20 protein-coding genes are annotated in these 21,549 nt (G+C 71.2%); 10 read left to right on the forward strand and 10 right to left on the reverse strand.

Features of this window, described 5'->3' with window-relative positions:
* Nucleotides 1-8: 8 nt before the first annotated feature.
* Together AB0F70_RS03975 and AB0F70_RS03980 are read right to left on the reverse strand one after the other, a co-directional pair.
* Nucleotides 9-482, reverse strand: a complete 474-nt coding sequence (locus AB0F70_RS03975) for a GNAT family N-acetyltransferase (protein ID WP_357443839.1) — start codon at nucleotides 480-482, stop codon at nucleotides 9-11.
* A gap of 13 nt (nucleotides 483-495) precedes the next feature.
* Nucleotides 496-2,541, reverse strand: a complete 2,046-nt coding sequence (locus tag AB0F70_RS03980) for a S9 family peptidase (protein ID WP_357443841.1) — start codon at nucleotides 2,539-2,541, stop codon at nucleotides 496-498.
* A 24-nt stretch (nucleotides 2,542-2,565) separates the two neighbouring features.
* On the opposite strand from AB0F70_RS03980, the gene AB0F70_RS03985 reads away from it, so the two are divergent.
* Nucleotides 2,566-3,114, forward strand: coding sequence for a PaaI family thioesterase (locus AB0F70_RS03985; protein ID WP_357443843.1), 549 nt, complete (start codon nucleotides 2,566-2,568; stop codon nucleotides 3,112-3,114).
* Between the two features lie 81 nt (nucleotides 3,115-3,195).
* Here the strand turns inward: AB0F70_RS03985 and AB0F70_RS03990 are convergent, their stop codons facing one another.
* Nucleotides 3,196-3,681, reverse strand: coding sequence for a DUF456 domain-containing protein (locus AB0F70_RS03990; protein WP_357443845.1), 486 nt, complete (start codon nucleotides 3,679-3,681; stop codon nucleotides 3,196-3,198).
* Nucleotides 3,682-3,786: 105 nt separating this feature from the next.
* Here AB0F70_RS03990 and AB0F70_RS03995 point away from each other — a divergent pair, with 105 nt between their 5' ends.
* Nucleotides 3,787-4,638, forward strand: a complete 852-nt coding sequence (locus AB0F70_RS03995; RefSeq protein WP_357443847.1) for an arylamine N-acetyltransferase — start codon at nucleotides 3,787-3,789, stop codon at nucleotides 4,636-4,638.
* 26 nt (nucleotides 4,639-4,664) lie between these two features.
* Here the strand turns inward: AB0F70_RS03995 and AB0F70_RS04000 are convergent, their stop codons facing one another.
* Together AB0F70_RS04000 and AB0F70_RS04005 are read right to left on the reverse strand one after the other, a co-directional pair.
* A complete protein-coding gene (locus AB0F70_RS04000; protein WP_357443849.1) occupies nucleotides 4,665-5,021 on the reverse strand; it encodes a hypothetical protein in 357 nt (118 codons plus the stop codon).
* 208 nt (nucleotides 5,022-5,229) lie between these two features.
* Complete coding sequence (locus AB0F70_RS04005; protein WP_357443851.1) at nucleotides 5,230-5,631, reverse strand: hypothetical protein; 402 nt, start codon at nucleotides 5,629-5,631, stop codon at nucleotides 5,230-5,232.
* A 629-nt stretch (nucleotides 5,632-6,260) separates the two neighbouring features.
* Here AB0F70_RS04005 and AB0F70_RS04010 point away from each other — a divergent pair.
* The 4 genes from AB0F70_RS04010 (at nucleotide 6,261) to AB0F70_RS04025 (ending at nucleotide 13,209) form a co-directional block, all read left to right on the forward strand.
* On the forward strand, nucleotides 6,261-7,976 hold the full coding sequence (locus tag AB0F70_RS04010; RefSeq protein ID WP_357443852.1) for a nitrite/sulfite reductase: 1,716 nt from the start codon (nucleotides 6,261-6,263) through the stop codon (nucleotides 7,974-7,976).
* Nucleotides 7,973-8,833, forward strand: a complete 861-nt coding sequence (locus AB0F70_RS04015; protein WP_357443854.1) for a phosphoadenylyl-sulfate reductase — start codon at nucleotides 7,973-7,975, stop codon at nucleotides 8,831-8,833. Before AB0F70_RS04010 ends, AB0F70_RS04015 begins: the two co-directional genes overlap by 4 nt.
* On the forward strand, nucleotides 8,826-10,112 hold the full coding sequence (cobA, locus tag AB0F70_RS04020; protein WP_357443856.1) for a uroporphyrinogen-III C-methyltransferase: 1,287 nt from the start codon (nucleotides 8,826-8,828) through the stop codon (nucleotides 10,110-10,112). Before AB0F70_RS04015 ends, cobA begins: the two co-directional genes overlap by 8 nt.
* A 289-nt stretch (nucleotides 10,113-10,401) precedes the next feature.
* The gene (locus AB0F70_RS04025) at nucleotides 10,402-13,209 is read left to right on the forward strand and encodes an immune inhibitor A domain-containing protein (protein WP_357443858.1); all 2,808 of its coding nucleotides are present in this window, start codon (nucleotides 10,402-10,404) and stop codon (nucleotides 13,207-13,209) included.
* 65 nt (nucleotides 13,210-13,274) lie between these two features.
* Here AB0F70_RS04025 and AB0F70_RS04030 read toward each other — a convergent pair whose 3' ends face one another.
* The 3 genes from AB0F70_RS04030 to AB0F70_RS04040 all read right to left on the reverse strand — a co-directional run bounded on the left by AB0F70_RS04030 (nucleotide 13,275) and on the right by AB0F70_RS04040 (nucleotide 16,338).
* Nucleotides 13,275-14,042, reverse strand: coding sequence for a hypothetical protein (locus AB0F70_RS04030; protein ID WP_357443860.1), 768 nt, complete (start codon nucleotides 14,040-14,042; stop codon nucleotides 13,275-13,277).
* A 194-nt stretch (nucleotides 14,043-14,236) separates the two neighbouring features.
* Nucleotides 14,237-14,932: a response regulator transcription factor gene (locus AB0F70_RS04035; RefSeq protein ID WP_357443862.1), complete on the reverse strand. Its 696-nt coding sequence runs from the start codon at nucleotides 14,930-14,932 to the stop codon at nucleotides 14,237-14,239.
* On the reverse strand, nucleotides 14,929-16,338 hold the full coding sequence (locus tag AB0F70_RS04040) for a PspC domain-containing protein (protein WP_357443864.1): 1,410 nt from the start codon (nucleotides 16,336-16,338) through the stop codon (nucleotides 14,929-14,931). The genes AB0F70_RS04035 and AB0F70_RS04040 overlap by 4 nt, the downstream gene beginning before the upstream one ends.
* A 135-nt stretch (nucleotides 16,339-16,473) precedes the next feature.
* On the opposite strand from AB0F70_RS04040, the gene AB0F70_RS04045 reads away from it, so the two are divergent.
* The 3 genes from AB0F70_RS04045 (at nucleotide 16,474) to AB0F70_RS04055 (ending at nucleotide 20,081) form a co-directional block, all read left to right on the forward strand.
* Nucleotides 16,474-18,135, forward strand: a complete 1,662-nt coding sequence (locus tag AB0F70_RS04045; RefSeq protein WP_357443866.1) for a PspC domain-containing protein — start codon at nucleotides 16,474-16,476, stop codon at nucleotides 18,133-18,135.
* An 11-nt stretch (nucleotides 18,136-18,146) separates the two neighbouring features.
* A complete protein-coding gene (locus AB0F70_RS04050) occupies nucleotides 18,147-18,779 on the forward strand; it encodes a hypothetical protein (RefSeq protein WP_357443867.1) in 633 nt (210 codons plus the stop codon).
* Between the two features lie 114 nt (nucleotides 18,780-18,893).
* Nucleotides 18,894-20,081 carry a glycosyltransferase gene (locus tag AB0F70_RS04055; RefSeq protein ID WP_357443869.1) on the forward strand — a complete coding sequence of 396 codons (1,188 nt, stop codon included), beginning with the start codon at nucleotides 18,894-18,896 and terminating at the stop codon, nucleotides 20,079-20,081.
* A 23-nt stretch (nucleotides 20,082-20,104) separates the two neighbouring features.
* Here the strand turns inward: AB0F70_RS04055 and AB0F70_RS04060 are convergent, their stop codons facing one another.
* Entirely contained in the window at nucleotides 20,105-20,422 is a 318-nt protein-coding gene (locus tag AB0F70_RS04060) for a helix-turn-helix transcriptional regulator (RefSeq protein WP_357443871.1), read from the reverse strand.
* Nucleotides 20,415-20,762: a type II toxin-antitoxin system RelE/ParE family toxin gene (locus tag AB0F70_RS04065; protein WP_357443873.1), complete on the reverse strand. Its 348-nt coding sequence runs from the start codon at nucleotides 20,760-20,762 to the stop codon at nucleotides 20,415-20,417. The genes AB0F70_RS04060 and AB0F70_RS04065 overlap by 8 nt, the downstream gene beginning before the upstream one ends.
* Before the next feature lie 108 nt (nucleotides 20,763-20,870).
* Between AB0F70_RS04065 and AB0F70_RS04070 the strand changes: the two genes are divergently transcribed.
* Nucleotides 20,871-21,497 carry an A24 family peptidase gene (locus AB0F70_RS04070; RefSeq protein WP_357443875.1) on the forward strand — a complete coding sequence of 209 codons (627 nt, stop codon included), beginning with the start codon at nucleotides 20,871-20,873 and terminating at the stop codon, nucleotides 21,495-21,497.
* Nucleotides 21,498-21,549 lie beyond the last annotated feature (52 nt).

A 21,549-nucleotide genomic window follows, 5' to 3' on the forward strand; every position in this document is an offset into this window, starting at 1 on the left:
GTGGGCCGTCAGGCTCGGGTCAGGCGCATGGGGGTGTGCGGGATGCCGTCCTCCAGGAAGTCCGCGCCGTCCTGCTCGAACCCGTGCTTGCCGTACCAGCGGGTCAGCGGGGACTGCGCGTCCAGCACGACGTCGCGGGTGTCGCCCGCTTCGTCGATGTACCGCAGCGCCGCGCGCATCACCTCGTCGGCCAGCCCCTTGCCCCGCGCGCCCTTGACCAGGGCGACGCGGCCGATGCGCCACTCCCCGCCGTCGTCGAGCACGCGTGCGGTGCCGAGCACGCGCGTCCCGCCGTCGGACACCGAGTCGGGCGCCGCCTCCCCGACCATCACCACGTGCACGGTGGTGGGTTCGAGGTCGCGCCCGTCCAGGTCCTCGTACGGGCAGTCCTGCTCGACGACGAACACGTCCTGGCGCAGCTTCAAGACCCCGTAGGCGATGACGACGTCGAGCTGGGTGAGGGGGGTGGTGATGATCTGCACGGGGTCGATGCTCTCATCCCAGCGGCAGGTGCCGCTTCCACCAGTCCAGGATCACCTCGAAGCGCTGCTCCCGGTGCCGCGGGCGGCCGGAGCGGGACAGCTCGTGGTTCTCGCCGGGGAAGACCACCAGCTCCGTCTCGACGCCGTGCCGCTTGAGCGTCGAGTAGTAGCGCTCCGCCTGGGACAGCGGGCAGCGCAGGTCGAGCTCGGAGTGCATGACGAGCGTGGGCGTACGCACCTGCCCGGCGACCGCCTGCGGCGACTGCGCGGCAATCTGCTCAGGGGTCTCGCCCACGTACTCCGAGCCGAAGAACGAGCCGATGTCGCTGGTCCCGAAGAACACCTCCGGGTCGAGGAACCCCCGCTCCACTATCGCGCCGGCGAACCGGTGGTCGTGGGCGATGGTCCACGCCGTGAGGTACCCGCCGTACGAGCCGCCGAGCACGCCTACGCGCGACCCGTCGAGCCGCCCGTCCGCCGCCGCCGCGCCGTCCAGGAAGTCCAGCACGTCGTACAGGTCCACGGTGCCCATCGCCTGGCGGATCGCCCGGCCGTGGGCCTGCCCGTAGCCCGCTGAGCCGCGCGGGTTGCAGTACACGACCGCGTACCCGGCGTCGACCAGCACCTGCACCTCGTCGAACAGGCCCACCCCGTAGGAGGCGTAGGGGCCGCCGTGGATCATCAGCAGGGTGGGGAACCGGCCGGTGCCCTCGGGAACCGCGATCCAGCCGTGCACCGCGTACCCGTCGCGGCCGGTGACCGTCAGCTCCTTCGGTGTCACGATGCCGGTCGCGCGCAGCGGCGCGGAGAAGTCCGTCCGACGCCGGGGCGCACCGCCCTCGGCGCCTGCCAGCTCCACCACGCCCACCTCGCCGTAGGTGCCGGGGTCCGCATACGAGACGGCGAGGGTGCCGCCAGCGGCGTCGAACTCCGAGACGACTACATCGCCGCTGGTCAGCTGGGTTGTGACCCCGTCGTCGGAGATGCGGATGACCTGCTGGGTGCCGCGGCTCGCGAGGGCGAGCAGCACGCCGCCGTCGGGCAGGGGCAGGGGCTCGCCGCCGACCTCCTGGGTTTCGGGGTCGGTGAGCCGGCGCGGCGCGGGGTCGGCCCACGCGGACAGCACGTACAGCGCGGCGTTCCGCGCGACGAAGTCCTTGCCCTCCGCGCCCACGTCCTGCGCGACGACGTACAGCTCACCGCCGGAGCCGAACGCGATCGCCTGCGGGGCGAGTGTGCCGAGCTCGATGTCGGAGCCGCCGGCGGTCGCGGGGACACCCAGCGGCAGCACGCGGACCGTGCCCCTCGGCACCTGCCCCGGGCCCTGCTCACGTTCGGCGACGACGCCGATCGAGCCGCCGTCCGGGGTGAAGGCGATACCGCTGTGGTCGACGTCGTCGGTGGTCAGCTGCCGCGGTTCCGGCACGGTGGGCCGCGGCTCGGACTCGCCCTCCGCGGTCGGGACCGGCTGCACCACCGGCTCGGCGGCGACGTCGGGCACGTCGACGAGGAACGCGTGCTGCGGGCGGTCCCGGTGGTAGCCGAGGCCGTTGCGGGTCCAGCTCCACTCGGTGATGCGGCGCGGCGGCTCGGCCCCCGGCGCGATGCCCTCGACGGAGCCGTACCGGCCCGGCTGGGGCTCACGGCTCAGGAACGCGATGCGCCTGCCGTCCGGCGACCAGCGGAAGTCGGTGACGCCGAGCTTGCGGTCCGTCACCTGCACGGCCTCGCCGCCGCCGGTCGGCAGCACCCAGAGCTGCGGTGCCGCCTGCGGCTGGGCGCGCAGGAAGGCGATCAGGGCGCCGTCGGGCGAGATGCGCGGGGCGGCGTCCCGGAAGCCGCGGGTGAGGCGCCGGGACTCGTCGCTGGTCGAGCCCACACCGTTGGTCGAGCCTGTCGAGTCCCCGCCGTCCGACCCCAGCGGCACCCGCCAGAGCTGCCCCACGGTGGCATCGGCGTCGAGGTCGGGACGGGTCACCGACACGACTGCCCAGGTGCCGTCCGGATGGACGGTGGGCCGGGAGACGGTGCGGATCAGCGGGAGATCAGTGGCCTGCATGAGCCGGACATTACCCTTACCGACATGTCCGAAACACAGCAGACCGACGCCCCCGCGAGCGCTCACGAGGCCTGGGGCGAGCCGCGTACCCGCGAGCTGACCTGGTTCGACCCGATGCAGATCGCCGCGCAGGCGCCGCTGATGTCGGGTGTCGAGTTCCTGACCCGGATGCGCGAGGGTTTGATCCCGCCGCCGCCGATCGCCGCGCACTTCGGCCTCGACATCGACGTCGTGGAGGAGGGGCGGGTCACGTTCACGTGCGCGCCCGACGAGTCCGGCTACAACCCGATCGGCACCATCCACGGCGGCGTCCTCTGCACGCTCCTGGACACCGTGTGCGGCTGCGCCATGCAGTCGGTGCTGCCGCAGGGCAAGGGCTACACGTCGGTCGAGATCAAGGTCAACTACGTCAAGGCCGTGCGCGGCAACAGCGGCCCGCTCACCGCGGAGGGCACGGTGGTCAAGGCGGGTTCGCGCGTCGGCTTCACCGAGGCGGTGGTGCGGGACGCGAACGGCGCGGTGGTGGCGACGGCGTCGAGCACCCTGCTGATCTTCGACCTCCCGCCGCAGTAGCGGGACCGCGTGGTCGGTAAAAGGTCAGGTGATCGGCAGATCGAGGTGCCGATCACCTGACCTTTTACCGACCACGCGCCCTCAGCCCGTGATGAACAGGCCGACCACCCAGGCACCTGCCGCGATCAGCGAGCCCGCGAGCTGCACGCCGATGGTGATGAGCGTCGCCTGGACGGCGGCCTTGGTGGCGCCCCAGGCGGCCCGCACGTCCTTGCGGCGCAGCCACTCCAGCAGGAAGATCGCGCCGACGAAGAACAGGAACAGGCCGATCACGGGGATCACGAAGAACCCGATGATGCCCGCTATGCCACCCACGGCAAGGGTCAGCATGGGTACCTCGGCCTTGCGCATGTGCTTGCCGGCAAGGATCCACTGGAGCACCTCGGCGATGGCGACGGCGACGGCAGCGACGCCGAAGACCACCCAGGCCTCCACACCGCCCGTCATGATCGCCCACACGAGGATGCCGCCCAGCACGAGCACGGCGCCAGGCAACACCTGGACGACTATGCCGATCAGTCCTGCCAGGACGGCCACACCGACGAGTACTTCTCCCAGAACGCTCACGGCCGAACACTAGCGGTCCCACGACGTCCGCTGGATCAGACGTGGCCAGCCGACCGAAGCGGGCGATCGAACCGGGCAGAGCGCCGCCTGTTTATCCTGCTCACCATGATGCGTGACGTGGTCGGTTACCTCGCCCGGCTCGGCCTCGACGAGCGCCCTCCGGCGACCGTCGAGACCCTGTTCGAGATCCACCGGCGGCATGCCGAGCGGCTCCCGTACGAGAACCTGCACACCATGCTCGGCAGCCCGCCGGCGGTCTCCGCTGCGGCGACCCTGGCCCGGGTGGCCGCCGGTGGGAACGCCGGCTACTGCTTCCACCACAACGGCATCCTGACCTTGGTGCTCCGGGAGCTCGGCTACGACGTCGTACCCGCATGGGGCCACAACTGGGACGACGACGCCGAGCGCCGCGACGTGCACGTCGGGCACCTGGCGATGCACGTCCGCGGGCTCCCCACCGACGACAACCCCGGCGGCCTCTGGTGGCCCGACGTCGGCTGCGGCGACGGCCTCCACGACCCGCTGCCGCTGCTCGCGGGCGAGTACCGGCAGGGCCCGTTCACCTACCGGCTCGAGCTGCGCGACGGCGGCTGGACGTTCCACCACGACACCCAGGGCAGCTTCGGCGCCGTGGACCTCTTCGACGAGGAGCTGACGCCCGAACAGGAGGAGGCGACGCACCGCCGCCTCACGGCCCCGGCCGACGGGGCGTACGCACGCAAGCTCGTCGTCCAACGCCGTCTGCCCGACGCCGCGGAGACGCTGCGTGGCTGCCTGTTCACCCGCACGGGCTCGCGCACCGAGCGGGTCGAGCTCATGGCGTACGACGACTGGCGCGACGGGCTCCGAACGCTGGGCATCGCACTGCAGGGCATCGACGACGACGCCCTGCGCGGCCTGTTCGACCGCAGCCTGGCCGCCCACCGGGAGTGGCTGGCGACCAGGGCGACCGGCTAGCGGTCAGCCGGCCAGTTCCGGACCGATCAGTTCCAGAAGACGGCGACCAGGATGTTCACGAGGGTCAGGCCCAGCACCGCGCCCTTGAGACCCTTCGAGACGTCCTCACCCTTGCGGACGGCGATCACGGCCAGCACGGCGACGGCGAGCGCGATGACCAGCTTGACGCCGATCTTCTCCATCGCAGGCCCGGCGTCGCCTTCCCAGAGGCCGCCCATCTCGGCGATGCCAACCATGATGACGCCCGCGACGACGGCTCCCATGGCGCCGTGCGAGACGCCCTTGTAGAGGGCCTTGGTCCGCATCGAGGCGATCGAGCCGCCGAAGACGAGGGCCCAGCTCGCGAAGTGCACGAACACGAAGACGTTATAGAGGAACTCCATGGCCGTCAGCCTATCGGCGGCGGGGTTCGAGGGGTGTGCAAATCGTGCGTCGGCGGCGACGTGACAAGAGCCACGCCGACGAAGGTGGGACCGGTCAGCGGCACTCGGCCTCCCGAGCGAGAAACCAGCGTGCGCGATCCGCCCGCAACAGCCGTCTGCTGACGTTGCCGTCACCACTTCACTTGAGTATCAGTTGCACCCAGCCGCTTCAGGACGCCTGGACCGCGTCGCTGTCGATGGCGACAACCAGCGAGCCCGACCCCTCGGCCAGATAGTCATGTTCTGGAAAGTAGTCCACATGAAGGTGATCTCCCTGATCCGCCTCTGAAGCGAACCCTTCAATGTTTTCGGCAAGGAGAGAAAGGGACTCCAGCCTGCCCGCAACCTCCAGAGTTTCGCCATCTTTGGAAGAGGACATCCTGATCTTCCCGCTCGCTTGCTGAAATTCGATCCGCGACAAATATCTGGCGTACGGGAACGGATCCGAGACCTTGGCCAGAAGGATTTCTCCCCTGCCGCTGCCCAACTTCCGCCCCAGGGCCAGCAGTTCGGAGCAAGTTCCAGACAGCTCAAATTCCCCGGTCGAATCGCTGTGCAATGCTTTCAACATCGCGTTTCCCCCAGCGGCCCAGGGCCAGTAGTCGCCCGGCCGAATCGTAGATGGATTGATTGGAGAGTAAGCGGATCCATGCTGATTCCAAACCCATGCCCCCGATCGGCCACCCGGCCGCGTCCTCAACGCTTCCCTTGAGGTCGGCAGCCGGCACCGAGGTCGGTCCAGGCCTGTGCCGATCTCGATGCCGACTGCCGACCTCGATGCCAACCCCAGCACCAAGTGCCGACCTCGACGCCAGCGGGGGCCACCAGGGCAATTCCCTACCGTTTTAGTAGGGAAATACATAGGCAACGTCGATGCACCCGATAGACATCCACTATGTGGACGACCCCTTCCGCCCTTTACCAGCGGCGGTTAACGTCATCGCCATGACCAAGGCAGCGCGCATCTACCTCGTGACCACCCGTCACGAGATGCGAATGCCCACGTGTGCCTGCGACTGCTGTCGCAGCTGTCAGCTCTGACGCGCCCCTCGCCCCTGCAAGGTCAGCGCGCGCCGCCGGCCCGCAGCACTGAGTCCCTGGTCACCCCGGGAATCGGCCGCCTGTGCCCGTACGACGCGCACAACTCCCCCAGCCATCGCTTCCATGCCCGCGCGCATCGCACGAACAGGACCCCACTACATGGTCAACACGGCCCCTGCCCAGCCCCGAACGACCAAGCGCCCAGCTCGTCCGAACGGCCAGTGGAAGATCGACGGCACCGCTCCCCTGAACCACAACGAGGAGTTCAAGGCAGAGTCCGACCCGCTGGAGGTCCGTGACCGCATCGAGCGGATCTACGCCAAGGAGGGCTTCGACTCCATCCCCGGCGACGATCTGCACGGCCGCTTCCGCTGGTGGGGCCTGTACACGCAGCGCAAGCCCGGGATCGACGGCGGCAAGACCGCCACGCTCGAGCCGCACGAGCTCGAGGACAAGTACTTCATGCTCCGCGTCCGGATCGACGGCGGGGCGCTCACCACCGAGCAGCTGCGCGTCATCGCGGGCATCAGCACCGACTTCGGCCGCGGCTCCGCCGACATCACCGACCGCCAGAACCTCCAGCTCCACTGGATAGAGGTCGAGGCGATGCCGGAGATCTGGCGCCGTCTGGAGGCCGTGGGGCTGAGCACCACGGAGGCCTGCGGCGACGTCCCGCGCGTGATCCTCGGCAGCCCGGTCGCGGGTGTGGCCAAGGACGAGCTGATCGATCCAACGCCCGTGATCGAGGAGATCCAGGAGCGCTTCATCGGGGACCCCGCGCTGGCGAACCTGCCGCGCAAGTTCAAGTCGGCGATCACTGGCCACCCGAGCCTCGACGTGGTGCACCAGATCAACGACATCTCGTTCGTCGCCGTCGACCACCCGGAGCTGGGCATCGGCTACGACGTCTGGGTGGGCGGCGCGCTGTCGACGGCGCCGCGCCTCGCGGAGCGACTGAACGCCTTCGTCTCCCCCGAGGAGGCCCCCGAGGTCTGGCACGGCGTGGTCCGCATCTTCCGCGACTACGGCTACCGCCGCCTGCGCAACAAGGCCCGCCTCAAGTTCCTGCTCGCCGACTGGGGCGTGGAGAAGTTCCGCCAGGTCCTGGAGGACGAGTACCTGGGCTACAAGCTGCGCGACAGCATCGAGCCGCCGTCGCCCGCTTCGCTGGGGCTGGACGAGCGCGGTGACCACATCGGCATCCACGAGCAGCACGACGGCCGCTTCTACATCGGCGCCGCACCCACGGTTGGCCGTGTCTCGGGCGAGATCCTCGCGCAGCTCGCCGACCTCGCAGAGGCGCACGGCAGCGGCCGGGTCCGCCTGACGCCGCAGCAGAAGCTGCTGGTACTCGACGTCGCCAAGGACGAGGTGGAGCCCGTCGTCACCGGACTGGCCGAGCTCGGGCTGCAGGCCCGGCCGAGCAACTTCCGCCGGAACACGATCGCCTGCACCGGCATCGAGTACTGCAAGCTCGCGATCGTCGAGACCAAGGCGACGTCGGACCAGGCGATCACCCAGCTCGAGGAGCGGCTCGGGGACCTGAAGAACCTCAAGCCGCTGAGCCTGCACGTCAACGGCTGCCCCAACTCCTGCGCGCGCATCCAGACCGCCGACATCGGCCTCAAGGGACAGCTCGTGCTGGACGACGACGGCAACCAGGTCCCGGGTTTCCAGGTCCACCTGGGTGGCGGCCTCACCTCGCTGGACCGGGACGACGCCGGGCTCGGACGCACGGTGCGCGGCCTCAAGGTGACCGCCGACGGGATCGGCGACTACGTGGAGCGGGTCGTGCGCAGGTACGACGCCGACCACGACGGCGAAGAGACGTTCGCACAGTGGGCACACCGCGCCGACGAGGAGGCTCTTCGATGACCACGACGGAAGCAGCACCGATTTCCTCTCTCTCGCTCTCCCGGCCGGGTTCGGGGGTGAACCCGCGCCTCGCGCGGGTACGCTCCCGGGCTGCCGCCCGCGAGAGCATCCGTGCCATGCGCCCGGCGGCGCGGGCCAAGCGGCGCCGTCGGACCCCCGAGGAGCTGCGCGCCGTGGTGGAGCGCGGGCAGGCGCAGCTCAACGCGTGCGCGGACTCGCCGGAGGCGGACGCCCAGGCGGTCATCGCGTGGGCGGTGCGTGAGTTCGGGCCGTACATGGCGGTGGCCTCCTCGATGCAGGACACCGTGCTGTCCCACCTCGTGGCCGAGCAGTTCCCGTTCGTGGACGTGCTGTTCGGCGACACGGGCTACCACTTCGCCGAGACCCTGGGCACGCGCGGCGCCGTCGAGATCGAGCTGGACGTGAACGTCGTCGACGTGCGCCCCGAGCTCACCGTCGCCGAGCAGGACGACCGGTACGGGCCCAAGCTGCACGACCGCGACCCCGGGGCCTGCTGCGCCATGCGCAAGGTCGCGCCCATGAAGAAGGCGCTGGAGAACTACGAGGCGTGGGCCACCGGCGTACGCCGCGAGGAGACCGCCGCACGCGCCAACGCCCAGCTCGTGTCCTGGGACGAGCGCAACGGCGTGGTGAAGATCAACCCGATCGCCGCGTGGACCGAGGAGCAGGTCGCGGACTACGCCAACCGGCACGGCCTCGTGATCAACCCGCTGCTCACCGACGGCTACCCGTCGGTCGGCTGCGAGCCGTGCACCGCGCGGCCGCTGCCGGGCGAGGACGCCCGCTCCGGCCGGTGGGCCGGGCTCGACAAGGACGAGTGCGGCCTCCATGTCTGACGCCGCGCCGTTGCCCACCGCCGGGGCGCAAGATGGAGGGGTGGCGCACGAGATCTACCCGCTGGGGCTGAAGGTCGCCGGGCGGCTCGTCGTGGTGGTCGGCGGCGGGCCGGTCGCCGCGCGCCGTGCCCGCGCGCTCGTCGAGGCGGACGCGCGGGTGCGCGTCATCGCGCCCGACGTCTGCGAGGAGCTGTCGGTGCTCGCCCGGGTCTCGGCGCCCGGCGCAGTGGAGCTCGTCGCCCGCGCCTACCGGGCGGGCGACCTCGACGAGGCCTGGCTCGTGCACACGGCGACGGGTTCTCCCGCGGTGGACCAGCAGGTGTCCGACGACGCCGAGCGCGCCAGGGTCTTCTGCGTCACCGCGGGTGACGCCTCGGTGGGCAGCGCGTGGGTTCCCGCGGTGGCCCGTACCGCCCTGACCGACGACGCCGAGGTGACCGTCTCGGTGACCGCCGGCCGCGACCCGCGACGCGCCACGGCGATCCGGGACGCGGTAGCGGCGGCGCTCCAGACCGGCACGCTACCGCTGCGCCGCCGCCGCCCGACTTCAACCACCGGAGCGGGCCGGGTCTGGCTCGTGGGCGGCGGGCCCGGCGACACCGGCCTCATCACCGCGCGTGGCCGCACGGTGCTCGCGCAGGCCGACGTCGTGGTCATCGACCGGCTCGGCCCGCGCGCGCTGCTGCACGAGCTCTCGCCCGACGTCGAGGTCATCGACGTGGGCAAGACGAGCGGCAACCACCCGGTGCCGCAGCACGAGATCAACGCGCTGCTGGTCCAGCACGCGCAGGCCGGGCGCGACGTCGTACGCCTCAAGGGCGGCGACCCGTACGTGTTCGGCCGCGGCGGCGAGGAGCTCGCCGCGTGCCACGCGGCGGGCATCGAGGTGGAGGTGGTGCCCGGCGTGACCAGCGCCGTCTCCGTCCCCGCGGCGGCCGGCATCCCGGTCACGCACCGCGGCGTCGCGCGCGGCTTCAGCGTCCTGACCGGGCACGACGGCGCCGCAGGCGTGCCCGGCGGCGCCGACCACACGCTCGTGCTGCTCATGGGCGTCACCCGCCTCGCCGAGACGGCGGACGCCCTCGTGACCGCCGACCGCCCCGCGGACACCCCGGTCGCCCTCGTCGAGGACGGCTTCGGGCCACGGCAGCGCGTCACGGTCGGCACGCTGGCGGACATCGCCGAGCGCGCCGCCGCCGTCGGCGTCCGACCGCCTGCCGTGATCGTGGTGGGCGCGGTGGTCCGCCTCTCGCCCGCCTGGGCGCAACAAGCTCGTTGAGTGCTGGGTATCTGCGGGCGCGAAGGCCATCAACCCCACAGATACCCAGCACTCAACGGATCTCTCACCGCTCTCGTTCCGGAAAGAAACGTGCGGGTGATTTCGGCCGCCAAAATGGGAAAATACCCAAACTCCCCTTTTGCAGCAGGTCAAGTTCCGGTAGGCATGCAGGCGCCGCCACACTCGGCGGCCTTCTGCCCTGCCGTCACACGACCAATGGCGACGGCCTGATCTGGGAGAACGCATGAGAACAAGGACACGACGTGCGCTGCGGTGCACGGTAGCCGCGATGCCAGCCATCGCGCTAGCCGTCGCCGGGCTCGCCGCGACCGGAGGAGCGACGACGGCGTCGGCCACCGGCAGCGGTGCACCAGCCATCCAGAGCTCAGAGCACTACATCAACTATGCGGATGTCGCCGCGCAGCCCGAGATCGACGACGACGTCGAGATCACGCCCAGCGGCCGCACCGTACTCCACAAGGCCGAGGGCGAGACCGGCGTCGGCGTCGATGCCTCCGTCCAGACCGCGTCGGACGAGATCGACAAGAAGTTCGCCGGCGGCAACCCCGCGGCGGCACGGAAGCTGGCCGAGCTCGAGAACCAGGCGGTCGTCACGGGCTCGAGCCCCAAGGAGATCAAGCAGTCGCGCTACAAGCGTGCCCCGCAGACGCAAGAGGCCAAGCTCCTGACGATCCTCGTCGAGTTCGACGAGAACGCGAACGACGACTTCACCGACCAGATGGTGCCCACCTACTGGGGCTCGTCGGAGTGCATGCCGGGCAACGTCCAGAACGGCCCGCTGCACAACAACATCCCGAACCCGGCCAACGCCTCGCAGCCGGACAACAACTCGATGTGGGTCAAGGACTTCTCGTCCGACCACTTCAACAAGATGCTCTTCAGCGACAAGGGCATCACCAAGCGGGTCCGCCCGGACCTCAGGGGGCCGGACGGCAAGCGGGGCATCGACATCTCCGGCTACACCATGAAGAACATGTACGAGGAGATGTCGCGGGGCGCCTACACCGTCTCGGGCCAGGCCACACCGTGGGTCAAGGTGCCGCACTCCGAGGGCTACTACGGCGCACAGCGCTGCTTCAAGAACGACGAGGGCGAGTGGGAGGCCGGCGCCTACCAGTCCATGAACGGCCACCCCGACAACCCGCTCGGCGCGGGCCAGCTCCCCATCGACGCCGTCGCGGCGCTCGCCGAGCTGCAGCCCGACTTCCCGTGGGCGGACTACGACATCGAGGACCAGGGCGACCGCGACGACGACGGCAACGTCCTCGAGCCGGACGGCGTCGTCGACCACGTGGTGCTCGTCCACGCGGGTGAGGACAAGTCGGGCGGCGGTGGCGAACAGGGCACCTACGCGCTCTGGGCCCACTCGTCGGCAGTCGCGGGCGGCGCCGACATCCCGGGCACCGACCTGAAGCTCTCCAACTACATCGTGCAGCCGGAGGACTCCGGCGTCGGCGTGTTCGCCCACGAGTACGGCCACGACCTGGGCCTGCCCGACCTGTACGACACGGGTAGCGGCGGCGACTCCGACGTCGACTTCTGGGACCTGATGAGCTCCGGCTCGCACTCGGGCCCGATCTTCCAGTCGATGCCCACGCACATGGGCATCTGGGACAAGTGGGTGCTGGGCTGGGTGGACCCGGTCGAGGTGAACCCGGGAGACGCCCGGACCAGCGTCAAGGTTGGCCAGGCGTCCCGCCCGCTGAAGGGCACCGCCGACGGCGTCAAGGTCAACCTGCCGGACAAGGAGATCACGCTGGGCACGCCGTACAGCGGCGAGAGCATGTGGTACTCCGGAGCCGATCAGGACTGGGCAGACGTGCGGCTGTCGCGCACGATCGAGGTCCCGGCCGACGCCACGTTCTCCTTCTGGGCCGACTACGTCATCGAGGCTGACTGGGACTACGGCTTCGTCGAGGTCTCGACCGACGGCGGCGCCACCTGGGCGGAGCAGAAGGTCCGCGACGACGACGGCACCGAGATCACCACACCCGACGGGTACGCGGACCCGAACGGCCGCATGGCCGACTTCGGCGACAAGAAGTACGGCCTGACCGGCACCACCGGCGGCTGGGGCCACCTCAACGTGGACCTGTCCGCGTTCGCCGGGACCACGGTGGACGTCCGCCTGCGCTACGCGACGGACGCCGCCTTCCAGGAGCGCGGCTGGTTCTCCGACGACTTCGAGCTCACCAGCGGTGACACGGTCGTGTGGAGCGACGACGTCGAGACGACCGACCCCGGCTGGACCACCGAGGCGACGACGTTCGTCGACACCACCGGTGCCGGCTGGCACACCACCTCCGGCTCGTCGGTCCAGGCGCAGTACTACCTGGTCGAGTGGCGGAACCTGGACGGCTTCGACAAGGGCCTGAAGTACGGGTACGACTCCACCTACGCGGCGCCGCAGACCGACGCGTGGAAGGTAGAGAAGATCGCGTACAACGCGCCCGGCATGCTCGTCTGGTACCGGGACACCACGTACGGCAACGCCAACCTGGTGCTGAGCAACCTGTCGGCGCTCCCGAGCACCGGACCGAAGGGCGGTCTGCTGCTGGTGGACAGCCACTTCGACCCGCTGCGCCGTGACGACTCGGCCACGCCGGACACGTCGGTGACGAAGAACGTCCCGTCCCGTGCGCAGTCCTCGAACGTGGCGTTCGGCCTCCGGCCGACGTACCCGTTCACCGAGTGCATCACGGGCGCGGACACCACCGCGGAGTTCTGCACGGACTTCGGGGCACAGGCACCGGTGCGCACGTTCAGGGACGACGTCGGCTGGTACCCCGGGCTCGAGCTGAACGACAACGGCAACCTGTACTACCGGGACAACGACGCGTCGGCAGTGGTGCCGTCCGTCGGCAACTCGCCCTACTCGGTGCGGATGGTCGACGAGCGCGGACAGCTCCTGCCGGAGCTGTTCGGGCAGGACTTCGGCAGCGGCGCCATCACGGGCACCGGGGACCCCGCGGACGACGGCGTCGGCTACGGCACCGTGATCCACCTCAAGAAGGCGTTCAAGGGCAACACCTCTGCCCTGATCCAGATCACACCGCCCCTCTCGTCGGGGTCGTGATCCTCAGCCAGTCGCAGCACCAGTAGTCACACGCGAGGCGGGGCCACCAGCCAGGTGGTCCCGCCTCAGCGGACCTCTTCCGCTCGCGCGAGGACGTAGCGGAGCAGGTCGACGTCGACCGTCGGGACCGCGATGCTCCAGGCCCCCGCGCCGGACGCGCCGTCCACCTGCGTGAACGCAGACCGCTCGAACAGCCCGCGCGCGGGTCGCTGCGTACCGAACACCCGGTGCGGGGCAGCGCCGAGCACCGACTCCAGGGACGCGACCGACGCCGCGTCGAGCCCGACCCGCACCACGACGCGCCGCACCTTGCGCTCCATCAGGTACGCGACGACCAGCACGGCCCCGCCGGCCGCGACCACCGCCAGGTCCTGCGCCGGCGAGCGGCGGCGGCCGAACACCGACAGGAGCTTGTCGGCCACCGTTCCGGAGCCTGCGCTGCGCCGCACCGCGGCCGTTGGGCTGGGCACCACCAGCTCCGGACGGGGCACCACCGGCTCAGGGCCGGGCAGCGCTGGCTCGGGGCTGGGACTGGGACTGGTCACCACCGGCTCCGGACGTGGCGCCGCTAGCGCGTCGCGCCGGGCCTTCCTCCGGGAACCACCCGCGTGGGCGCCCGCCGTCCGGCCGTCGCGGAACCTCTCCCGCCGGCTCTCGCGGACGCTCAGCACCAGCCACTCGGCCGCGGCCGCGATGGTCACGGCGCCCGCCGCGATCCGTAGGACGAAGTTCAGGGGGTCCCAGGAGTTCGATGCGTTCGCATAGGTGCTCACCACCCAGATGATGGCGGCGACCAGCGCGATCATGAGGCTGACTAGTCGACTGGTCCGCATGGAGGTTGGTTTCTTCGTCTCGAATCGGTCGGGTCAGCCATCATCAGCTCGGCACGAGCAGCAACCACCCCGCCGAAGCCCCCTCCGACAAACGCTCCCCCTCTGGGGCACAGCAGCGTACCAACGCGAACTAGCAGCTAGAACGTGTTCCGGCCGTCTTCATCCCCTCAGGATTTCACAGGAAGATCCGGCGGTCAGAGGAGGCGGCGGGCTACCGCCCAGCGGGTCAGCTCGTATCTCGAGGAGAGCTGGAGCTTGCGGAGGACCGCGCTCACGTGCGTCTCCACGGTCTTGATCGAGATGAACAGCTCGCTCGCGACCTCCCGGTAGGAGTAGCCGCGCGCGATGAGGCGCATGACCTCCTGCTCGCGCTTCGAGAGCCGGTCGAGCTCGTCGTCGGCCACGGCTATGTCGTTCGCGGACGCGCCGAACGCGTCCAGCACGAAGCCGGCCAGCCGCGGCGAGAAGACGGCGTCTCCGCCCGCCACCTGCACCACCGCGGACGACAGCTCCGACGGCGCGATGTTCTTCGTGACGTAGCCACGGGCGCCGGCACGGATGACGGAGACGACGTCCTCGGCCGCGTCCGAGACGGACAGCGCGAGGAACCGCACGCCCTCCGCCAGCAGGTCGGTGCAGCGCTGCACCACCTCGGCACCGCCGCCGCCGTTGCCGCCGGGGAGGTGCACGTCGAGCAGCACGACGGGCGGCCGGTGCTCGTGCACCTTGGCCACCGCGGAGTCGACGTCGAACGCCTCGCCCACGACGGTCACCCGGTCGTCCAGCGAGGCGCGCACGCCCGTGCGGAACAGGTGGTGGTCGTCCACGAGCACCACGGGCACCGGGAGCGGCACCAGCCCCCCGCCCGACGCGGTCGCCTGGGTTGTCATCTCGTCGCACCTTCCGCAGTGGTGGGCGCAGCGCTGGGGGCCGTCGTGGCCCGCGCCCTGCCGTTCTTCTCGGTCTTCTTGTCGCCGTTCACGGGCTTCTCGAGCGGCATCCGCAGCCGCACCTCGGTACCCCAGCCGGGCCGGCTGACCACCTCGGCGCTGCCGCCACGACGGCGGACCCTGCCGAGGATCGATTCCCGGACCCCGAACCGGTCCTGCGCGATCTCGTCGAGGTCGAAGCCGTCGCCGCGGTCGCGGACGAACACCTCCGCCACGGCGTCAGTGACCTCAAGGTATACGGACACGGGCGGAGCGCCGTGCTTGAAGGCGTTGAGCAGCGCCTCGCGCGCCGCCTGCAGCAGTGCCGAGGTGCACTCGGTGGGCGGGCAGTCGCCCACGACCACGGTCTCCACGGTGAGCGGCGCGACGGCGTCCTCGATCTCGGCGACCAGCTCCTTCAGCTCGGCGGCCACCGACGTGCCGGGTTCCTGCCGGTCGTCGTAGAGCCAGCCGCGCAGCTCGCGCTCCTGGGCGCGAGCCATGCGGGACACGGCCTCCGGGTCGGACGCCTGCGCGCGGATCAGGGCAAGGGTCTGGAGCACCGAGTCGTGCAGGTGGGCGGCGATGTCGGCGCGCTCGGCCTCCCGGGCGTGGGCGGCACGCTCGTCGCCGAGCTGGCGCACGAGCCGGAACCACCAGGGCAGCGAGACGAGCGCGATACCGGCGACCATCGCCACTGACGCGATGGCGACCTGCATCAGCACGCCCACCGGGGTGTCCTGCCCCACCAGCATGAGGACGCCGAGCATGGTCAGCACGACGCCGCCGGCGAGCCGCAGCAGCGCCGTCCGCGACCGGAGGCCCCTGCCCGAGCCGCCTACCCAGCGGTCCCGCTCCGTCACGTCGACCTGACTCCAGGCCAGGGCGACGCCGCCGAGCCCGATGAGCGCGGGCAGCACCCAGGATGCGACCGGGTCCCAGTCGGCGCGGAGCGCGATCAGGAGCGCGGCACTGGACAGCAGGACCACGCCGATCCAGATGTCACGGGCCGCGAGCCTCGATACCGGCCCGGAGAGGCGGACGCGCTCGACGAGGGACGCCGCCCGGTCGGCGGCACCGGCGTCGGCGTTCGCGTCGGTGGTCAGCCGTGGCGCGAGCCGACGGCGTTCGGTGGGCACGGTGTCCGCTGCCACCGCCGGGACGCCCGCGGGGACGGTGACCCACCAGAAGACGTAGGCCACTACTCCGGCCCCGGCGAACCAGACGAGGATCAGGAACCCGAGCCGGACCAGCCACACGGGTACGCCCATGTGCGCCGCCAGGCCTGCGGCGACGCCGGCCACCCAGCGGCCGTTGTATCCCGGGCCCGCTGTGCTGGGCCGGCGGAGGGCGAGTCTCTGGTTCACACCCCGATCGTCACATGTCCGGACTCCCCTGAACACGCCTGAGCCTGGATCTCAGGGTCCTGCGCGGGGCTAACCAGGGTTGGTTCAGGGCAGGTCCCGATGCCGCACGGGGCGCCGGGCGCGCAGCATTGAGGCATGAGCACCGACGAGACGCGTCCAGAGGGCGCCAAGAACGAGCCGGGCGGTTCGGCCGACGCCAGGCCGGTCGGCCCGGACGCCGAGCACGCCGGCCCGGCCTTCGAGCCAGCAGTCGATCCAGCGACCGACCCGACGGTCGATCCTGCACCTGTCGCACCCGGGCAGAAGCCCTACCCGGAGTCCGGCTTCTTCGCCTCCATCCGCCGCGGGCTGTTCCCGCGCTCCGAGCAGCGCTGGGTGGGCGGCGTCGCGGGCGGCGTCGCCGAGCGCATCGGCTGGGACCCGCTGCTGGTCCGCGGCATCCTGGTCGTGAGCTTCTTCCTCGGCGGGCTCGGCCTCATCCTGTACGGCATCGGCTGGGCGCTGCTGCCGGAACGCGACGGCCGGATCCACCTGCAGGAGGCGACGCGCGGCAACTTCGACGTGGCGATGCTCGGCTCGGTGGCCGTGTTCCTCACGGGCTTCGCCTGGGGCGGACCGTCCGGCTGGTGGGACGACAACGGCTGGGAGTGGCTCGCCTTCCTCTTCTGGCTGGCCGTCCTGGGTGTGGTGTTCTACCTGATCGTGCAGGGCGTGCAGCGGCGCAGGGACAACGCCGCCCTCCGTACCGGCGCGGTCGCGGGGAACCCCGGTGTGCCCACCCCGGGCACTCCCGCCGCGGGCGTGCAGACCCCCGGCGTGCAGGCTCCCGGCCCGCAGGCTCCGGGTGCGCCCATCGGTTCCGCCCCGCAGCGTCCCGGCGAGCCCGGCACGTCCGCCCACTTCACACCCGCACCGCCGGTCGAGTACCGCCGGCCCGACGGCCTCGTCTACGCGACCGGCGCAGGCCCGGCGCCCTACCGCCAGACGCAGGCACCGTACCGGTCGAACCCGACCCAGACGATCCCGCCGCAGCCGGTCTACACACCGCCCCCTGCTCGCGTGCACCGTGGCCCGGGCGGCACCACCGTCGGGGTCACGATGGGAGTGATCCTGCTGGTCGGCGCTCTCCTCCTGGGCCTCCAGCGGATGAACGCCTTCGGCCTGCCCGACGGCATCGGCGAGCTCGGCTCCGTCTGGCTGGGCCTCGGGACCGTCACGCTCGGCATCGCGATCCTCGTCTCGGCCATGCGTAGCCGCACCAGCGGTGTGCTCGGGTTCTTCGCGATAGTCGCCATGCTGTTCGGTGTCGCCTACGTGGCGGTCGCCGACGCCGTGGGCCCGCGCTGGGTGGACGACGCCATGACGAGCAGCCGTGAGATCGAGGGCTACGTATCCGGCCCCAACAACCCGGACGCGGCCACCATCACGGAGGGCACCATCATGGTGCAGACCGTCCGGGAGGCGGAGAACGGCTTCTACGTCCAGTGGGGCGACCCCACCATCGACCTGACCGAGCTCGACCTGTCCAAGGTCGAGCCGGGCGATCCGGTGGTCGTGCCGATCCAGCTCGGCGCAGGCCAGACCGTCGTGAACGTGCCCGCGGACATCGCCGTGGACGCGAACGCCTACGTCGCCGCAGGGCACGTCCAGTGGAACGTGGACGACCATGACCGGGCCGCGAGCGGCGTCGGATCGGACACCTACTTCGCCAGCGACGAGGTGGGAGAGGACGGCGCGGTGCTGACCCTCGACATCGAGGCCGGCGCAGGCGAAGTCATCGTGAGCGAGATCAAGTGAGGGAGCGCGCCATGACCGAGCACACGAGCGACCACGAGAACCCGAGCAAGACCCCGAGCCGGCCCGAGGGCCAGGACACGAGCGAAACCATGGACAACAAGAACCCGCAGGACCCGGGCACCACCGAGGTGCTGCCCGCGGCGGAGACCCCGCCGACGCAGGAGATCGCCCAGGCCACCCAGCGGCTGCCCCAGGGCCCCGCGCCCGAGGGAGAGGTGCACCCGGCCTACGGCGTCGCCGCGGCACGGGTACAGGAGCAGGAAGCGGCGGCCACCGTCGTCCAGGATGCCCCGGCGCGCGATGACTCCGACCCGCTCGCCGCACTGCGTGACCCGGCGTCCGGGACGACCGCTCCGGCGTCCGGCCCCGCCCAGTCACAGCCGGGACAAGCACAGCCGACACGGGCACAGCCGGTTCAGCAGGCGCGGCCCGCGGAGGAGCAGCCGACCAAGGCGGCCGCGCGGCGCGGCCCGCGTGTCGGGACGGCGGTGTGGGGGCTGATAGTGATCGCCGTCGGCCTGGGCATCCTCGCGGTGTCCGCCGGCGTGATGTTCGACGTGGGCGTCGCGCTCATCCTGCTGCTGGGTGCGGCCGGCGTGATCCTTGTCGTCGGATCGGTGGTCTCGAGCATCCGCCGGCGCTAGGACCGGACCAGCAGGAAAGGAGATCCCGTCCGCGCCACCCGACCTGGGTGGCACGGGCGGGATCTTCCCGCGTACGCCGTACCACCGGGCGCCCTCGGTGCGAGGATGACCAGCGTGCGTATCACTCACGTGTCGGACACCTATCTACCGTTGCTCGGCGGGATCGAGGCCCAGGTGAGCCGACTCGCCGGCCAGCAGGCGGCGGCCGGTCACGAGGTGGAGGTCATCACCACCACCCCGGCCACCCCCGGTGGGCACGGGGTGAGCACCACCGTCCGGGACGGCGTCACCGTGCACCGCATCGCCGCCCGCATCCCGGGCGGCTGGCCCGTCCACCCGCGCTCCACCGCCCACGTGACCGCCCGCCTCCGGGCGGCGATCGCGCGGGGCGAGCGGCCCGACGTCGTGCACCTGCACATGGGCGTGCTCGCCCCGACCGCGCAGGCCGCGCTGAGGCCCGTGACCCGGCTGGGGCTGCCCGCCGTGCTGACCGTGCACAGCGTGTGGGGTGCGGCCTGGCGGCTGTTCGCCGCCGCCGACGCCGTGGTCCGCTGGTCGCGTCTGCCCGTGCGCTGGTCGGCGGTGAGCGAGCTGACGGCGGAGCCGCTGCGGCGGCTCGTGGGCCCGGACGCCGGTTCGGGTGCCGGCGCTGGAGCCGGCCTGGCCGACGTCGCGATCCTGCCCAACGGCCTCGACCTGGACGCATGGCGGGTGCCACGCACGGAACGCGCCGACCGGCCCGAGGGCTCGGCGGTGCACGTGGTGTCCGCGGCGCGGTTCGCGCCGCGCAAGCGGATGCTGCCGCTGCTCACCGCCGCCGCCGACGCCGCGTCCCGGCTCCCCGCGGGCGCCCTGTTCGTGACCCTCGCCGGGGACGGCCCCGAACGTGCGGCGGCGCGACGATTCGTCGCGGAGCACGGGCTGCGCGACGTCGTCTCCCTGCCCGGGCGACTCTCCGGCACCGAGCTCAAGCGGCTCTACGCGCGCGCCGACGTCTTCGCCGCGCCCGCCGTCGCCGAGGCGTTCGGTCTCGCCGCGCTCGAGGCGCAGGCCGCGGGTCTGACGGTGGTCACCCGCGCGGGTTCCGGTGTGGCCGAGCGGGTGGTCGACGGCGCCACGGGCCTCGTCGTGCCCGACGACGCCGCGCTCACCACCGCGCTCGTCCGGCTGGCGACCGAACCCGGCCTGCTCGACGGGCTGCTGATGCGGGCGGCGACCCCGCCGTCAGGCGTGGCCTGGGCGGAGGTCCTGGCCGTGACGGAGCGGGCGTACAAGGAGGCCGCGGCGCTGGCGCGGGCGTGAGACCGCTGTGAATCAGGCCGGTGTCAGGCTGACAGGTCGTAGGTGCGGTCGCCGAAGTCGGCGACGATTCGGACACGACCGCCCAGTGCCGCGACATAGGCCTCGATAGTTCCCAACTCGCTCCGCGAGACATCACCATGCTCGATCGCGGACACACGACGTTGCGAGACACCCATCGCCTCTCCGACGACCGCCTGCGTCATGTTCTGGTCGGCCCGGATCTGGGCGAGTCGATACGCCGTGATCTCTCGATCACTCCGGTCCTTCGCCGCCGCCTCCCGCTCCGGAGAGGTGGGTCGCTTGGCCTTGACGTCTCGCCAGTTGCTGTAGCGCTCAGTCATCGCTCATCCTTCCGCTCGCCAGCCACTCCGAGTATCGCTTCTCCGCGAGCGCGATCGCCGGCGGATACCACGCGTTCCAGGACCCGGCCTTGTCGCCGCCCACCAGTAAGCACGCGCGGCGCTCCGGGTCGAAGACGAAGAGTATCCGGACCGTGTCGGCCCGCAATTCCTTCAGATTGTGCACCGAGCCCCCGGACAACCGATCGACCGACGGACGACCTAGCTGCGGTCCGTGTTCCACGAGCAGATCGATCCGAGCCGAGACCAGGTCATACGCGGTGTCGTTGAGGTCGAGGACGAATCGCTCGACCTCCGGGTGCAAGAGGACTTCCCAGGGCATGACGCATTCTAGAACGTAAGCATTCTAGACCGCACAAGTTCTGCCGGTCCAGGCCGAAGCCACTCGGACTGTGCTGCACTAATCCAGGACCGCCGATAGCCTCGCTCGGTGAGCCCCACCGAGCCTGCCGCGACGAGCCCTGCCGCGCCCTTCGCCGTCCGGCTGTACCGGCGGGCCCGGGCCGAGGTGACGCCGTACCCGCGGGCCATCGCGGTGGTCGCCGTGCCGGCCGTGATCTGGGCCGTATGGGCGAGCGGCCCGGGCTGGCTCACGCCGGCGTATCTCGTGCTGGCCGTCGCGGGCGCGGCGCTCGGCGTCATCGACGCGCACACCCACCGGCTGCCGAACGCGCTGGTGTTCCCCCTGAACTGGGCGACGGCGGCGCTGCTCGCCCTCGCCGCGCTCGGCACCGGCGACTGGGGTTCGCTCGGGCGGGCGGCGCTGGGCGGCCTGGCGTTCTTCGCCGTCTACCAGGTGCTCTACCTCGTCGCGCCGCGCGGGGGCATCGGGTACGGCGACGTCAAGCTCGCCCTGAGCCTCGGCGCGGTCCTCACGTGGCACTCGTGGACCACGCTCCTGGTCGGCGTCTTCGCCGCGCATCTCCTGGCGGGCATGGTCGCGATAGTCCTGCTCCTCGGGCGGCGCGCGGGCTGGAAGACCGGTATCGCGTTCGGCCCGTACATGCTGCTCGGAGCCATGATCGGGCTGACGTGGGCGCGGCTCAGCGGCGGCTGAGACGGCCTCCGTGAAGCACCGCGGCCCCGCCCCTGGGAAGGGACGGGGCCGC

The sequence above is a fragment of the Promicromonospora sp. NPDC023805 genome, from assembly GCF_040639635.1.
GTDB lineage: Bacteria > Actinomycetota > Actinomycetes > Actinomycetales > Cellulomonadaceae > Promicromonospora.

Bases quoted from the DNA above. Each gene is read 5' to 3' on its own strand.
- AB0F70_RS04065 (WP_357443873.1), bottom strand. From the start codon at position 20,762: ATGCCCTGGGAAGTCCTCTTGCACCCGGAGGTCGAGCGATTCGTCCTC.
- AB0F70_RS04010 (WP_357443852.1), top strand. From the start codon at position 6,261: ATGGTCAACACGGCCCCTGCCCAGCCCCGAACGACCAAGCGCCCAGCT.
- AB0F70_RS04025 (WP_357443858.1), top strand. From the start codon at position 10,402: ATGCCAGCCATCGCGCTAGCCGTCGCCGGGCTCGCCGCGACCGGAGGA.
- AB0F70_RS03995 (WP_357443847.1), top strand. From the start codon at position 3,787: ATGATGCGTGACGTGGTCGGTTACCTCGCCCGGCTCGGCCTCGACGAG.
- AB0F70_RS04045 (WP_357443866.1), top strand. From the start codon at position 16,474: ATGAGCACCGACGAGACGCGTCCAGAGGGCGCCAAGAACGAGCCGGGC.
- AB0F70_RS04000 (WP_357443849.1), bottom strand. From the start codon at position 5,021: ATGGAGTTCCTCTATAACGTCTTCGTGTTCGTGCACTTCGCGAGCTGG.
- cobA (WP_357443856.1), top strand. From the start codon at position 8,826: ATGTCTGACGCCGCGCCGTTGCCCACCGCCGGGGCGCAAGATGGAGGG.
- AB0F70_RS04015 (WP_357443854.1), top strand. From the start codon at position 7,973: ATGACCACGACGGAAGCAGCACCGATTTCCTCTCTCTCGCTCTCCCGG.
- AB0F70_RS03985 (WP_357443843.1), top strand. From the start codon at position 2,566: ATGTCCGAAACACAGCAGACCGACGCCCCCGCGAGCGCTCACGAGGCC.
- AB0F70_RS04005 (WP_357443851.1), bottom strand. From the start codon at position 5,631: ATGTTGAAAGCATTGCACAGCGATTCGACCGGGGAATTTGAGCTGTCT.
- AB0F70_RS04050 (WP_357443867.1), top strand. From the start codon at position 18,147: ATGACCGAGCACACGAGCGACCACGAGAACCCGAGCAAGACCCCGAGC.
- AB0F70_RS04060 (WP_357443871.1), bottom strand. From the start codon at position 20,422: ATGACTGAGCGCTACAGCAACTGGCGAGACGTCAAGGCCAAGCGACCC.
- AB0F70_RS04035 (WP_357443862.1), bottom strand. From the start codon at position 14,932: ATGACAACCCAGGCGACCGCGTCGGGCGGGGGGCTGGTGCCGCTCCCG.
- AB0F70_RS03980 (WP_357443841.1), bottom strand. From the start codon at position 2,541: ATGCAGGCCACTGATCTCCCGCTGATCCGCACCGTCTCCCGGCCCACC.
- AB0F70_RS04030 (WP_357443860.1), bottom strand. From the start codon at position 14,042: ATGCGGACCAGTCGACTAGTCAGCCTCATGATCGCGCTGGTCGCCGCC.